Raw genomic sequence first — 13,483 nt, 5'->3', positions numbered from 1 at the left:
GCCCATCTGAGGGCGGCTGCCGCTCGAACTTTCGAACAACTCTGGAACGCAATCGGCGATATCTGCGATCTCTTCAGCCCAAAAGAATGCTGGAACTATCTTAACGCCGCTGGATATGCGTACGATTAAATGTCCGATGCTCTAGAGCAAAGCGCGTCTAGCCGGAAACGCTTGTTGCTCTCACTCTTTGGTTCCAAGCCAATCCTACGGATTGGCTGGAGCGTCTTTGCGATTCTTGGCGATTCCGCCAAATCGTAAAACGCTTCAGCCTTCTTGCCGCGACAGGTCGGGCATGCGTACCGTGCCGCGCCAGATCAAGGGCACGTCGAGGCAGGTTCGCGTGCCCCGGCCGATCGTGCCGTCGGAGCGGCTGATCATGCCGCCGTCGCGCACCAGTTCGGCGACCTTGTCGGCGATATGGTCGATGGGTTGGGCGAAGGTGGTGAGGTCATAGGCCCGCCAGCCGGCCTGCTCGATGTCGTCGAAGCCGATGACGCACAGATCCTCCGGCACGCGCAGGCCGAACTCCTTGCGGGCGGCATCGACGAAGCCGCAGGCCATGAGATCGTTGATGCAGAAGGCCGCGTCGGGCGTGACCTGCCGGGTGAACAAGGCGCGCGCAGCCTCGGCGCCGGCCTCATAGCTGGTGCGGCCCTGGTGCCAATGGATCGGTTCGAAACCGGCTTCGCGGGCTGCATCGAGAAAGGCCTTCTCGCGTTCGGTAAGGCTGGGCGTGCCGGCTTGCGAGGTGACGCAGGCCAGCCGCCGGCAGCCGGCGCGCTGGAAGGCCAGCACGGCTTGATGGGCTGCATCCTTGTTGGCGACCGTGATGGTGTGCGCCTCGTCGAAATCCTGGTCCCGGTTGATCAGGATCAGCTCCTGGCCGTGGTCGAGGCAGGTGCGGGCGATGGCCCTGTCCGGCGTACCCGAAAGCACCACCGTGGCGTCGGCCCGGTAGTTCAGGGTCTGGCGCACCGCGCCGGCCACGGCCTCGGGCGAGCCGGAGGAATTGATCACCATGGCGACCTTGCCCGTCTGTTGCAGCCGGCCGATCAGGTTCCGGGCGAGGCGCGACTGGAAGGGCGTGTCGACGTCGGAGACGATCAGGCAGACGATGCCGCTCTGCTGGCGCATCAGGCCACGGGCGAGATGATTGACGTGGTAGCCCAGATTCTGGGCCGCCTCCATCACGCGTTTACGCGTCTCCTCGGAAACGCTGGCCCCTGGCGTGAAGGCGCGGGACACGGCGGAACGGGAGACGCCGGCCAGCCTGGCGACTTCCTCGGCGCTGACGAAGGAGCGGGCTGGTTTCATGACGGGAGCCAGTCGAACATTGACAGGGAGGTTGCACGCCCTTGCAGTCATGTGCAAGCGCTGCTGTTGGTTTTACCCAGTTCGGGTGGATCGCTCAGTGAATTCTCGCATGGAATTCTTGATTGACAGCATGATCTCGCTGATGCAGCTTTTGCACACGTGTGCAATACAAGTAAAACAGCATGCCGCCCGGAGGAAACCCATGAAGAAAACACTCGCTGCCGCCGTGGTCATGGCGGCCATGCTGCCCGCCGCCGCCCAGGCCGAAGGATCGCTCAACCTGATCTGTGCGGCGGATGTCGCCGTCTGCGAACTGTTGAAGAACAAGTTCGAGAAGGATAGCGGCGTCGGCGTCAACATGGTGCGCCTGTCCTCGGGCGAGACCTATGCCAAGATCCGGGCCGAGGCCGCCAATCCCAAGACGGATATCTGGTGGGCCGGCACCGGCGACCCGCATCTTCAGGCCGCCCAGGAAGGCCTCACCCTCGAATACAAATCTCCGCTGCTCGATCAGCTTCAGGATTGGGCCAAGCGCCAGGCCGAGCAGTCGGGCTACCGCACCGTGGGCGTCTATGCCGGGGCGCTCGGCTGGGGCTATAACACCGATCTCCTCGCCCAGAAGAAGCTGAAGGCGCCGGGCTGCTGGGCCGATCTCGCCGATGCCTCCTACAAGGGCGAGATCCAGATGGCCAACCCCAACTCCTCGGGCACGGCCTATACGGCGCTGGCCTCGCTGGTGCAGATCATGGGCGAGGACAAGGCCTTCGACTATCTCGCCAAGCTCAATGCCAATGTCTCGCAATATACCAAGTCAGGCTCGGCCCCGGTGAAGGCGGCGGCGCGCGGCGAGACCACAGTCGGCATCGTCTTCATGCATGACGCGGTGACGATGACGGCCGAAGGCTTCCCGGTCAAGGCGGTGGCGCCTTGCGAGGGCACCGGCTACGAGATCGGCTCGATGAGCATCATCAAGGGCGCGCGTAATCTCGACAATGCCAAGAAATTCTATGACTGGGCCCTGAAGCCGGAGATCCAGTCGCTGATGAAGGATGCCAAGTCCTTCCAGATTCCCTCCAACAAGAACGCCGAGCTGCCGCCCCAGGCCCCGCGTTTCGAGGACATCAAGCTGATCGACTACGATTTCAAGAAATTCGGCGATCCCGCGACCCGAAAGGCCTTGCTGGAGCGCTGGGACCACGAGATCGGCGCCAACGCCAACTGAATTCGGCTCGCTCCTTAAGCGGAGCAATCGCTCCGTCGTCCCGGCGCCAGCCGCAGTGGCGCTGCCGCCGCGACCTGCATCGCAAGTCGTGGCCGGGGGATGACGACCACCATCCACCATTTCCAAGAGGCCTGCCATGAACAGGCGCAATCACCGCCTCGACTGGGTGCTCGCCTTGGCCGTTCTCGGCCTGGCGATCCTGCCCTGGTACAGGCTCGAATCAGGCCTGCTTTCGACCGGCTGGCTCAGTGACTATCCGCTGGGCGCCAAGGCAGGCCCAGGTCTGGTCCAGCTCGCCCTGCAGGGGCGCGGGTGGCTGTGCCTGCCCCTGCTGGCGCTGCTGCCGGCGGTGTGGGCACGCTTTGCCGCGAACCCGGTGCCCCGCGCTCGGCTGCTGGTCGCCTCGGGTCTCGCCGGCGCGGCCATCATGGTCCTCCAGGGCTTCGCTATCGCCTATTCGGGCTGGCGCTGGCCGGTGTTCGAGGTCTGGTTCGGTGCGCTCGGAACGGGGCAGGAGGCTTTCGGCGCCGGTGCGACCGCGCTGCTGACCGCGTTCCTCCTGCTGTTCAGCTTCGGCCTCGCCGAGCGCGGCGTGCTGCGCGGCGACGCCTTCGTGGTATCGGCGATCACCATCCTGATCGCCATGGTCGCCACCTTCGTGTTCTATCCGGTCGGCATGGTGCTGGTCGGCGCCTTTCAAGGCATCGACGGCGGCTTCGATCCCGCCGGCTTTCTCAAGACGCTGACCGATCCCTCGATCTGGACCCTGCGCTGCCTGTCCGGCAGCGGGCGCTGCGGCGTCGCCTGGTCCACCTTGACGCTGGCCATCGCCACCGGCATCGGCTCGACCTTGCTGGGCCTCGCTTTCGCCCTGGTGGCGACCCGCACCCGCTTTCCCTTCAAGCGGGCCCTGCGGCTGCTCACCATTCTCCCGATCATCACGCCGCCCTTCGTGGTAGGCCTCGCCTTGATCCTGCTGTTCGGGCGCTCCGGCGTGGTCACCCAGGGCCTCGCTTTTCTCTTCGACATTCCGCCCGGCCGCTGGCTCTACGGCCCCGCCGGCATCTGGATCGCACAGGTACTCTCCTTCACGCCGATCGCCTTCCTGGTGCTCATCGGCGTGGTGCAGGGCGTCAGCCCCGCCATGGAGGAGGCAGCCCAGACACTCAAGGCCGATCGCTGGCGCACGTTCGTCACGGTGTCACTGCCGCTGATGCGGCCGGGTCTCGCCAATGCCTTCCTGGTCGGCTTCATCGAGAGCCTGGCCGATTTCGGCAATCCGATGGTGCTGGGCGGCAGCCATGGCGTGCTCTCCACCGAGATCTTCTTCGCCGTGGTTGGCGCGCAGACCGATCCAGCGCGCGCGGCCGTGCTGGCCCTGATTCTGCTCTCCTTCACCCTCACCGCCTTCGTCGCCCAGCGGCTCTGGCTCGGCGGCAAGAATTTCACCACTGTTACCGGCAAGGGCGATTCCGGTCAGCATGCCGGGCTCAGCCGGGGTGTCGCCGCGCTTTCCATCGGCGTGGTCTCCGTGTGGTCGGCCTTCACGCTGGTGGTCTATGCCATGATCCTGTTCGGTGGCTTCGTGAAGACCTGGGGGCTCGACCACAGACTCACGCTGGAGCACTACACCCGCGCCTTTGCCGTGACCTTTGATCACGGCACACTCTTGTGGAACGGTGTCGCCTGGGGCTCGTTCTGGACGACGATGGAGATCGCCCTGATCTCGGCGCCGCTGACGGCGGTGGTCGGCCTCATCACCGCCTATCTGATCGTGCGCCAGAATTTTGCCGGGCGCTCGGTGTTCGAATTCGCCCTGATGATGAGCTTCGCCATCCCCGGCACCATCATCGGCGTTTCCTATGTCTTCGCCTTCAACCTGCCGCCGGTGGAGATGACGGGAACGGCACTGATCCTGATCGTCTGCTTCGTCTTCCGCAACATGCCGGTGGGCGTGCGCGGCGGCGTGGCGGCGATGAGCCAGATCGACCGCAGCCTGGACGAGGCCTCGCTGACGCTGGGGGCGAACTCCTTCACCACGGCACGGCGCGTGATCCTGCCGCTGCTCCGGCCGGCGATCGTCGCCGCCCTGGTCTACAGCTTCGTGCGCTCGATCACCTCGATCAGCGCGGTGATCTTCCTGGTGAGTGCCCAGTACAACATGGCGACCGCCTATATCGTCGGCCTGGTCGAGAATGGCTCCTATGGCGTGGCCATCGCCTATTCCAGCGTGCTGATCGTGGTGATGATTGCCGTGATCGGCGGCTTCCAGGCCTTGGTCGGCGAGCGAAGGCTCCGCCGCGAGGACCGCGTCGCTGGCCTGTCGGCCAAATCCGCAACCAGCCCCCAAGACAATATCCAGCCTCAGGAGAAGGCGGCATGAGTATCGATATCAGGCCGGGCTCGGTCACCTTCCAGAATGTCCGCAAGGATTTCGGCGCGGTGACCGCCATCGCCGATCTGTCGCTCACGATCGAACCGGGAACGCTGGTGACCCTGCTCGGCCCTTCGGGTTGCGGCAAGACCACGACCCTGCGCATGATCGCCGGGCTGGAGCATCCCAGCGCCGGCCGCATCAGCATTGGCGGCAAGGATGTTACAGCCCTGCCGGCCAATGAGCGCGACGTCTCGATGGTGTTCCAGTCCTACGCCTTGTTCCCGCATATGAGCGTAGCCGATAATGTCGCGTACGGCCTGATATCATCAGGCCTGCGCAAGGCGCAGGCGCGCGAGAAGGCGGCCGATGGCCTCGCTCTGGTGGGACTGGCCGGCTATGGCGAGCGCCTGCCGAGCGAATTGTCGGGCGGCCAGCAGCAGCGCGTCGCCGTGGCGCGCGCCCTGGTGGTCGAGCCGCAGGTGTTGCTGCTCGACGAGCCACTCTCCAATCTCGATGCACGGCTGCGTCGGCGAGTCCGCACCGAGATCCGCGAATTGCAGCAGCGCCTGGGCTTCACGGCTGTCTATGTCACCCATGACCAGGAGGAGGCGCTGGCCGTCTCCGATACGGTGATCGTCATGCATCAGGGCCGGATCGCCCAAGCCGGTACGCCGCGCGAGCTTTATGAAGCGCCTGCCTCCGCCTTCATCGCCGATTTCATCGGCGAGGCCAATGTGGTGCCCTGCGAGGTGACACGCGTGGCCGACGGCCGGGCCGAGATCCGGGTCGGCGAGGGCGGGCATGCGCTGGCGGCGCGGGGCTTGGCCGTAGGCCCCGCGAAACTCGCCATCCGCCCCAACGCCATGACTCTGCGCGAGGCCGCGGGGGCAATGCTGTCGGGCAAGGTATTGCACGCCGCCTATCTCGGCGACCATGTCGAATATGAGATCGAGACCAAGGCCGGCCCCATCTTCCTGATCGATTCCGGCACCGACCGCATGCTGGAGCCGGGCAGCCCGATCGGTGTCGACCTGCATGACCGGGGCCTCGCCTTGGTGCCGGAATGAGCCGCCGTTCCGCTCCCCTCCCTATTTTCGAATGTTGATACCGGATTGCCCATGACATCGCCTGCCACCGCCGACATCGCCGCCCGCCTCGATCTTGCCCGGGACGTCATCCGGGAGGCAGGTCTCCTGGCGCTGTCCTTCTTCAACGATCGCGATACGCTGGCGGTCGAGACCAAGGCCAATGCGCAGGATGTCGTCTCCGCTGCGGACAAGGCCAGCGAAAGGCTGCTGCGCGAGCGCATCCATGCGGTTTTCCCGGACGACAGCCTGCTTGGGGAGGAATATGGCTTGAGCGAAGGCACCTCAGGTTATTGCTGGGTGATGGACCCGGTCGACGGCACCAGCCCCTTCGTCTTCGGCCTGCCGTCCTGGTGCGTCTCGGTCGCGGTCATCCACGGCAGTGAAACGGTTGTCGGGGTGATCTATGCGCCCGTACGCGACGAGCTCTATGCCGCCGCCCTCGGCCAGGGTGCCAGCCTGAACGGCACCACCCTGCGGCTTTCCGACAAGAGAAGCCTGGTCGACGGCGTGCTCGGGGTGGGTGCCAATCACCGCGTGGCGCCCGAGATCATCACCGGCTTCCTCAATGCCCTCCTGCACGAGGGCGGCATGTTCATCCGCAACGGTTCGGGCGCGCTGATGCTGGCCTATGTCGCCGCGGGTCGTCTGGTGGGCTATTACGAGCCGCATATGAACGCCTGGGACTGCCTGGCGGGCCTGTGCCTGATCAGCGAGGCGGGCGGCAAGGTCGAGAATTTCCTTGCCCATAGTGACCTCGCCCGCGGCGGCCGGGTGATCGGCGCGGCTCCGGGGGCCTGGGAAGGCCTGATGCGACTGGTGGGGCAGGCCGAGGCTGTGGCGGCGTGACGGGAAGAGGCGGACGTCCCGTCCGCTTTTTCTATGCTCCTGACAAAAACTGGCAGGGCGAGGCGCTAGTCTTTCCTCATCGCAACCGAGGAACATGACGATGCCCGATCCCGCCTTGAAAGCCAGTTTTGCCCTGCTGATGGTCGACAGCCCGCGGCGCAGCGCTGCCTTCTATCGTGAATTGCTGGGCCTCGAGCCCGTCGAGGAGCAGGTCACCTTCGCCATGTTCGCGCTGCCGACCGGCCTGATGCTGGGTCTGTGGTCCAAGCATACGGCCGAACCCGCGCCCAGCGCCCCGGCCGGCGGTGTCGAGATCGGTTTCGAGGCCGTGGATGCTGCCGCCGTCGATGCGACCTATGACAAATGGATCGAAACGCGCGATGTGCGCGTATTGCAAAAGCCCGTCGATCTCGATTTCGGCCGTACCTTCGTGGTGCTCGATCCAGACGGCCACCGGCTGCGGGTGTTCGCGGCGGCGGGGTAACAGCGTCTCCCGGGTGCACGGGCATCCTGCCCGTTCTTCCTTTCTGCAAGCGCTGAGCTTCCAGGAACGGGCATCGTGACATGCCAGCATGTCACGGGATGCCCGTACAATCTGAAATGGTGCTACTGCGCCCCCACCATCTCCTCATGCGGCATCGGGCTCGGGGCCATGTCGCGGCGCCAGGGCGTGCGGCCGGCCAGCACGCCGGATTCATGCACGATCTCGGCGACATATTCTTCCTGCCGATAGGCCATCACATGCACGCCGGCGACGCCCTTGATCTCGCGGACCTGCTGGATGATGTCGATGCACAGCCGCTTGCCTTCCTCCTTCTGATCCTGCGCGCCTTCCAGGCGCTTGATCACCTCGTCGGGCACATGCACGCCGGGCACGTTGGAGCGCATCCATTTGGCGGTGCGGGCGGAGGCGAGCGGGCCGACGCCGACCATGATGAAGCATTTCTCGTGCAGGCCCATGTCGCGGATGCGGGCCATGAAACGCTCGAGCAGCGGCACGTCGAAGCAATATTGGGTCTGGATGAATTGCGCCCCGGCCTGGATCTTTTTGGCCAGGTTGATCGGGCGGAAATCATAGGGTGGCACGAAGGGATTGGCGGCGGCGCCCAGGAACATGGCGGGTGGCGTGGTGATCTTGCGCCCCGACAGGAAGCGCTGCTCGTCGCGCATGGTGCGGATGGTGGAAAGCAGGGCTGTCGAATCGAGGTCGAAGACCGGCTTGGCCTCGGGATGGTCGCCGCTCTGCACGCCGTCGCCGGACAGGCACAGCACATTGCATACGCCGAGCGCGGCGGCGCCCAGTACATTGCCCTGGATGGCGATGCGGTTGTAGTCGCGGCAGGAGATCTGGAACACCGGCGAATAGCCGACACGGGTGAGCAGGGCGCAGATCGCCACCGAGGACATGTGGCAATTGGCGCCGGAGCCGTCGGTGGCGTTGACGGCGTCGACCCAGCCCTCGAACGGCTTCACCCGTTCGAGCACGTCGTCGGGATTGGCCGAATCGGGCGGGTTGAGCTCGGCCGTGACGGCAAACTCTCCGCGGCGCAGCACGCGTTCGAGACGCCCGCGCGAGGTGTGGCCCGGCAATTCGGGCAGGGGGGCTGCCGGGTGAGGCCCGAAATCGTCGGGATGCGGCAGCCTGTTATCGATGCTCATGGCTTGCCTCCGCTGGCCGCGGTTGCATTGGATTTGGCTGCTGCTGCCTTGGCCTTGGCGGCGGCCGCCGCTGCTGCCTTCTCGGCCGCGATCCTGGCATTGTAGCCCGACTTCTCGCGAGCGACGGAAAGCCAGGAGGACTGCCCTTTCAGGCGGTGATCGACCGGCCCCTGCGGCGCCTCGATCGCACTGCCAGCAGCCATGTTGCGCGAGCCCTCATAGGCCTTGACCCAGACGCAGGGCATGTCGGCATAAACCTCGCAATTGCCATTGGCCCGCACGCCGCCGCAGGGGCCATTGCGCAGGCCCTTGGGGCAATTCATCGGGCAGGACATGCCGGTGGAGGACAGCGCGCATTGGCCGCACATCTTGCAGTCGAACAGGGTCGACTTGACCAGCTTCTCGACCTTGGCCACCGGCTTTTCCAGCCTCTCCCAGCCGATCGCCGTGAACAGAGGCGAGAGCTTGACCAGCGTCCACTCGACACCGTCATAGACCCGCTCCATCGCGGCGGAATGGCGGATGGCCCAGAAGCGCAGGGCGAATTTCTTCGCGTCGCGCGGTGGCTTTCCGGTGGCTTCGAAGGCAGCGGGCGTGCGCATGGCTCGTGAGCTCGCATTGAACGGATCAGGAAATTTCCCTGCCGCCATTCTTGGCAAGAGCCGCCAACCGTTCCTTGTCGTATTCCGCCTCGATCTTGGCCGCCGCCGCCGAAACTTCCGCTTCGAGGTCGTCGCCGCACTCGATCGGGGGGCTGCGATGGAATTCGGAGAGATAATCGTCGGTGCCGGCGGCGCCGCCACGCATCGCCGCCATGTCGACGGCCTCGCCGAAGCGAGAGCCCAGTTCGCGCTTGGCGCTGGTGCGGCCCTGCTTGGCCACCACCATGGTGGGAATGTCGCGCCAATAGGTGATGATGAGCTGGGGCATGGTGGCTCCTTGGAGCGCGGACATCCTGTCCGCTCTTGGAAACATTGCATTTCTGGTAAGAAAAGAGCGGACACCGCGGCATGCAAGCATGTCGCTGAGATGTCCGCGCTCCTACCTCAAAACGGCGTCCGGCTGCGGATCGCGGCGGCCAAGGTGCCCTCGTCGAGATAGTCAAGCTCGCCTCCAACCGGCACGCCATGCGCCAGTTTCGTCACCTTGACGCCCGTGGGTGCCAGAAGATCGGTGACGTAATGGGCGGTAGTCTGGCCGTCGACCGTGGCGTTGAGGGCGAGAATTACCTCGGAAACCCCATCCTCAGTGACGCGCGCGACCAGCCTGTCGATGGTGAGGTCCTCAGGACCTATGCCGTCGAGCGGCGAAAGCGTGCCGCCGAGCACATGGTATCGGGCATTGACGACACCGGCCCGCTCCAGGGCCCAGAGATCGGCGACATCCTCGACCACCACCAGCAGCGTGTTCTCCCGCCGGGGATCGCTGCACAAAGTACAGGGGTCGGAGGTGTCGATATTGCCACAGTTCGAGCAGACCACCACGCGCTCGCAGGCGATTTGCAGAGCCGATGCCAGCGGTACCATCAACTGCTCGCGCTTCTTGATCAGCGTCAGCGCGGCCCGGCGTGCCGAACGCGGCCCGAGCCCGGGCAGGCGGGCGAGCAACTGGATCAGGCGTTCGATTTCAGGGCCGGTAACGGATGCCATGAAGCTCAGATAGGTGATTTGCGGCTGAGGCGCGAGGGGAGAGTGCGGGAGTGGTCGTTTTGTACATGGCTTCCTGGGAGCGCGGACATCCTGTCCGCCTCTTATCATCCTGCAAGCACCATGTTTCCAAGATGCGGGCAGGATGTCCGCGCTCCCAGGGGCGCTGCGTCCTTTCGTACCTTGAATGCCGACTGCCTAAGCTTTAAGCACCTATCGCTTCGCGATATATCGCGGTGGGCGGAATCGCCCTCTTTGTCTGCCGGGTGGGTCCATGGCGCTTCTTCCCTTCAAGCTGTTCTCCCCGATCCTGGCCGGGGCCACCTTGCGCGACCGGCTGTTCGCCAGCCTGGGCGCCATCGTGGGCATCGGCTTGACCGGCCTGGTCTGCACACTCGTCTTTGGCCGCGATCCGCATCTTCCTTTCATCGTGGCACCTGTCGGCGCTTCGGCCGTGCTGCTTTTTGCCGTGCCGGCCAGTCCGCTGGCCCAGCCCTGGTCGATCATCGGCGGCAATACGCTCTCGGCACTGTGCGGAATCACAGTCACCCAGTTCGTGCATGAGCCGATGCTGGCCATCGGTCTGGCGGTTGGTCTTGCCATCGCGGTGATGTCGCTGACGCGCTGCCTGCATCCGCCCGGCGGGGCCGCTGCCCTGACGGCAGTGATCGGGGGCCCCGCAGTGGCCGCCGCCGGCTTCGGCTTTGCCCTGGTGCCTGTTTGCCTCAACTCGGCGTTGCTGGTGGCGCTAGGCTGGCTGTTCCACCGCTTCTCCCGCCACCCTTATCCGCACGTGCCGGCTTCCGTCCCGGTCAGCACGCATGGTACCAGCGACCCCGTACCCTCTCTGCGCGTCGGCTTTGGCGACGAGGATATCGAGGGGGCGCTGACCGATCTCGGCGAGACTTTCGACATCGACCGGCAGGATATCGACCGCCTGCTGCGGCGGGTCGAACAGCGGGCGCTGTCGCGCTCCCATGCCGATCTCACCTGCGCCGACATCATGTCGCGCGACATCGTCACCATCGAGCCCGAAGCCAGCGCCGAGACGGCGATCAAGCTCCTGCTGGAGCATAATGTCCGCACCCTGCCGGTGATCGACTTCCACGACCGCGTGGTCGGAACGGTGGGCCTGCGCGACCTTGCCGGCCCGGTGAAGCAGGTAGGGGACGTCATGACCCTGCCCACTCTCTCCACGCCGGGAGCCCCCGCGCTCGGACTCGTTCCCGCCCTCACCGACGGCACTGCCCATGCCGTGGTCATCGTCGACGACGACAAGCACATTGCCGGGCTCGTCACCCAGACCGATCTGCTGGCCGCTCTGTCGAGCCTGTCGGCCCGCGAGGGATGGGGACAGTAGAGGCCCTATGAAAAAAGGGGGCGGCTTGTGGCCGCCCCTGATGTTCCATCACTTATCGTGACAGTACGATACCGTCTCAGGACAGATGATGCCGTTCCTGGATCTTGTAGACCGGTGTCGGGATCGCCTCCTTGCGAGCCTTGAGCTGCAGGGACAGGTAGAGCGAGTAATGGCGGGACTGGTGCAAATTGCCGCCGTGGAACCATAGAGCTTCCTGCTGCGTGGGCTTCCACATATTGCGCTGCTCACCTTCCCAGGGTCCGGGGTCCTTGGTGGTGGCAGAGCCCAGTCCCCAGCACTTGCCGACCTTGTCGGCCACTTCCTTCGAAATCAGATCGGCAGCCCAGCCATTCATCGAGCCATAGCCGGTGGCATAGACGATGAGATCGGCCGGCAGTTCGCGGCCATCCTCCAACACCACGCCGCCTTCGCTCAATTCGCGGATGCCGACGCCGCTGACCAATTTGATCCGGCCATCCGCCACCAGGTCGCAGGCGCCCACATCGATGTAGTAGCCTGAGCCCCGGCGCAGATATTTCATGAACAGGCCGGAATCGTCGTCGCCGAAATCGAGCATGAAGCCGGCCTTCTCCAGCCTCTTGTAGAACTCGGCATCCTTCTCGCGGATCTTGTCGTACACCGGCACCTGGAACTCGTGCAGGATGCGATAGGGCAGCGAGGCGAAGATCAGATCGGCCTTGCGGGTGGTCATGCCGGCGGCCACTGCGCGCTCCGAATAGAGGTCGCCGAGCCCGATCTCCATCAGCGAGTCCGATTTCACGATATGGGTGGAGGAGCGCTGCAGCATGGTGACGTCGGCGCCGCCCACCCACAGGGCCGCGCAGATGTCGTGGGCCGAGTTGTTGGAGCCGACCACCACCACTTTCTTGCCGCGATAGGCGTCCGGGCCGGGGTGGCGGGAGGAATGCTGCTGCTCGCCCTTGAAGATATCCTGGCCCTTGATCTTCGGTATGTTGGCCTTGCCCGACATGCCGGTGGCCAGCACCAACTGCTTGGGCTTCAGCGTGATCTCGCGGCCGTCCCGCTCGACGATCACGGTCCATTCCTTGGTTGTTTCGTCGAAGCTTGCGGATTTGCAGGTGGTGGAGCTCCAATAGTTCAGCTCCATCACCTTGGTGTACATCTCCAGCCAGTCGCCGATCTTGTCCTTGGGCGCGAAAACCGGCCAATTGTCGGGGAAGGGGATGTAGGGCAAGTGGTCGTACCAAACCGGGTCGTGCAGGCAGAGCGACTTGTAGCGCTTGCGCCAGCTGTCGCCGGGACGCTCGTTCTTCTCGATGATGATGGTCGGCACGCCGAGCTGCCGCAGCCGGGCGCCGAGTGCGATGCCGCCCTGGCCGCCGCCGATGATGACGACATAGGGCTGCTCGCTGAAGCCGAGTTCCGAGGCCTCGGATTCGCGCTTTTCCTTCCAGGTCTTGCGCGTCGGATCGCTGCCATGCTCGGCGCCCATCGGACGGCGGAAGCCCTTGGGTTCCTCATGGCCCTTCAATTCGCTCATGGTGGTGAGCAGGGTCCAGATCAGGCCATTTTTCAGGCGGATATGACCATAGCCGCGCGCCGCCTGCGTCTCGAACTCGAACCAGCCCTCGGTCACGCCATTGCCATCGCTGGCGGCTTCGTTGGCGTCCTGGCGGAAATGGCCCGGCTTAATGGCGGCCAACTGCGCCTCGAGCATCTCGCCGATGGCCTCGCGCCCTTCCAGGGTGCGCAGGTTCCAGGTGAAGGTCACCAGGTCGCGCCAATAGCAATCTTCCTGGAACAGGTTGACTGCAGCCTCGATGTCGCCGCTGGCGAGCGCCTGTTCGAGCTTGGCCAGGACCATATCCACCCTGGCCTGCGGACTTTGATCGAGCATGGAATTTCCTCCGTTTTATCTTGTTGTTCGAGACTATTGCTTCGGACAGAGAACGAACGCTTGCTTGCTCCAACTCCTTATTTTCGAATCGG

12 protein-coding genes are annotated in these 13,483 nt (G+C 64.7%); 6 read left to right on the top strand and 6 right to left on the bottom strand.

Annotated elements, in window-relative coordinates:
- Positions 1-264: 264 nt before the first annotated feature.
- On the bottom strand, positions 265-1,314 hold the full coding sequence (locus AB4037_RS22270; RefSeq protein ID WP_434959201.1) for a LacI family DNA-binding transcriptional regulator: 1,050 nt from the start codon (positions 1,312-1,314) through the stop codon (positions 265-267).
- A 202-nt stretch (positions 1,315-1,516) separates the two neighbouring features.
- Between AB4037_RS22270 and AB4037_RS22265 the strand changes: the two genes are divergently transcribed.
- The 5 genes from AB4037_RS22265 (at position 1,517) to AB4037_RS22245 (ending at position 7,331) form a co-directional block, all read left to right on the top strand.
- Positions 1,517-2,536 carry an ABC transporter substrate-binding protein gene (locus AB4037_RS22265; RefSeq protein ID WP_441772975.1) on the top strand — a complete coding sequence of 340 codons (1,020 nt, stop codon included), beginning with the start codon at positions 1,517-1,519 and terminating at the stop codon, positions 2,534-2,536.
- Positions 2,537-2,672: 136 nt separating this feature from the next.
- Entirely contained in the window at positions 2,673-4,919 is a 2,247-nt protein-coding gene (locus AB4037_RS22260) for an ABC transporter permease (protein WP_441772974.1), read from the top strand.
- Positions 4,916-5,980, top strand: a complete 1,065-nt coding sequence (locus AB4037_RS22255) for an ABC transporter ATP-binding protein (protein ID WP_434959204.1) — start codon at positions 4,916-4,918, stop codon at positions 5,978-5,980. The genes AB4037_RS22260 and AB4037_RS22255 overlap by 4 nt, the downstream gene beginning before the upstream one ends.
- 51 nt (positions 5,981-6,031) lie before the next feature.
- Positions 6,032-6,847, top strand: coding sequence for an inositol monophosphatase family protein (locus AB4037_RS22250; protein WP_434959205.1), 816 nt, complete (start codon positions 6,032-6,034; stop codon positions 6,845-6,847).
- Between the two features lie 100 nt (positions 6,848-6,947).
- Complete coding sequence (locus AB4037_RS22245; protein ID WP_441772973.1) at positions 6,948-7,331, top strand: VOC family protein; 384 nt, start codon at positions 6,948-6,950, stop codon at positions 7,329-7,331.
- A gap of 122 nt (positions 7,332-7,453) precedes the next feature.
- Here the strand turns inward: AB4037_RS22245 and AB4037_RS22240 are convergent, their stop codons facing one another.
- The 4 genes from AB4037_RS22240 to recR form a co-directional block, all read right to left on the bottom strand.
- On the bottom strand, positions 7,454-8,506 hold the full coding sequence (locus tag AB4037_RS22240; protein WP_434959207.1) for a methylenetetrahydrofolate reductase: 1,053 nt from the start codon (positions 8,504-8,506) through the stop codon (positions 7,454-7,456).
- Positions 8,503-9,108 carry a methylenetetrahydrofolate reductase C-terminal domain-containing protein gene (locus tag AB4037_RS22235; protein ID WP_434959208.1) on the bottom strand — a complete coding sequence of 202 codons (606 nt, stop codon included), beginning with the start codon at positions 9,106-9,108 and terminating at the stop codon, positions 8,503-8,505. The genes AB4037_RS22240 and AB4037_RS22235 overlap by 4 nt, the downstream gene beginning before the upstream one ends.
- 25 nt (positions 9,109-9,133) lie before the next feature.
- Entirely contained in the window at positions 9,134-9,436 is a 303-nt protein-coding gene (locus AB4037_RS22230; protein ID WP_434959209.1) for a virulence factor, read from the bottom strand.
- A gap of 116 nt (positions 9,437-9,552) precedes the next feature.
- Positions 9,553-10,155 carry a recombination mediator RecR gene (recR, locus tag AB4037_RS22225; protein WP_434959210.1) on the bottom strand — a complete coding sequence of 201 codons (603 nt, stop codon included), beginning with the start codon at positions 10,153-10,155 and terminating at the stop codon, positions 9,553-9,555.
- A gap of 271 nt (positions 10,156-10,426) precedes the next feature.
- On the opposite strand from recR, the gene AB4037_RS22220 reads away from it, so the two are divergent.
- Positions 10,427-11,512, top strand: coding sequence for an HPP family protein (locus AB4037_RS22220; protein WP_441772972.1), 1,086 nt, complete (start codon positions 10,427-10,429; stop codon positions 11,510-11,512).
- 76 nt (positions 11,513-11,588) lie between these two features.
- Here AB4037_RS22220 and AB4037_RS22215 read toward each other — a convergent pair whose 3' ends face one another.
- Positions 11,589-13,391 carry an NAD(P)/FAD-dependent oxidoreductase gene (locus AB4037_RS22215; RefSeq protein WP_441772971.1) on the bottom strand — a complete coding sequence of 601 codons (1,803 nt, stop codon included), beginning with the start codon at positions 13,389-13,391 and terminating at the stop codon, positions 11,589-11,591.
- Positions 13,392-13,483 lie beyond the last annotated feature (92 nt).

The organism is Labrys sp. KB_33_2 (assembly GCF_052114505.1).
Taxonomy (GTDB): Bacteria; Pseudomonadota; Alphaproteobacteria; order Rhizobiales; family Labraceae; genus Labrys.
This window is presented reverse-complemented; position numbering and strand designations above follow the sequence as displayed.

Bases quoted from the DNA above. Each gene is read 5' to 3' on its own strand.
- AB4037_RS22245 (WP_441772973.1), top strand. From the start codon at position 6,948: ATGCCCGATCCCGCCTTGAAAGCCAGTTTTGCCCTGCTGATGGTCGAC.
- AB4037_RS22265 (WP_441772975.1), top strand. From the start codon at position 1,517: ATGAAGAAAACACTCGCTGCCGCCGTGGTCATGGCGGCCATGCTGCCC.
- AB4037_RS22260 (WP_441772974.1), top strand. From the start codon at position 2,673: ATGAACAGGCGCAATCACCGCCTCGACTGGGTGCTCGCCTTGGCCGTT.
- AB4037_RS22220 (WP_441772972.1), top strand. From the start codon at position 10,427: ATGGCGCTTCTTCCCTTCAAGCTGTTCTCCCCGATCCTGGCCGGGGCC.
- AB4037_RS22215 (WP_441772971.1), bottom strand. From the start codon at position 13,391: ATGCTCGATCAAAGTCCGCAGGCCAGGGTGGATATGGTCCTGGCCAAG.
- AB4037_RS22240 (WP_434959207.1), bottom strand. From the start codon at position 8,506: ATGAGCATCGATAACAGGCTGCCGCATCCCGACGATTTCGGGCCTCAC.
- recR (WP_434959210.1), bottom strand. From the start codon at position 10,155: ATGGCATCCGTTACCGGCCCTGAAATCGAACGCCTGATCCAGTTGCTC.
- AB4037_RS22230 (WP_434959209.1), bottom strand. From the start codon at position 9,436: ATGCCCCAGCTCATCATCACCTATTGGCGCGACATTCCCACCATGGTG.
- AB4037_RS22255 (WP_434959204.1), top strand. From the start codon at position 4,916: ATGAGTATCGATATCAGGCCGGGCTCGGTCACCTTCCAGAATGTCCGC.
- AB4037_RS22270 (WP_434959201.1), bottom strand. From the start codon at position 1,314: ATGAAACCAGCCCGCTCCTTCGTCAGCGCCGAGGAAGTCGCCAGGCTG.
- AB4037_RS22235 (WP_434959208.1), bottom strand. From the start codon at position 9,108: ATGCGCACGCCCGCTGCCTTCGAAGCCACCGGAAAGCCACCGCGCGAC.
- AB4037_RS22250 (WP_434959205.1), top strand. From the start codon at position 6,032: ATGACATCGCCTGCCACCGCCGACATCGCCGCCCGCCTCGATCTTGCC.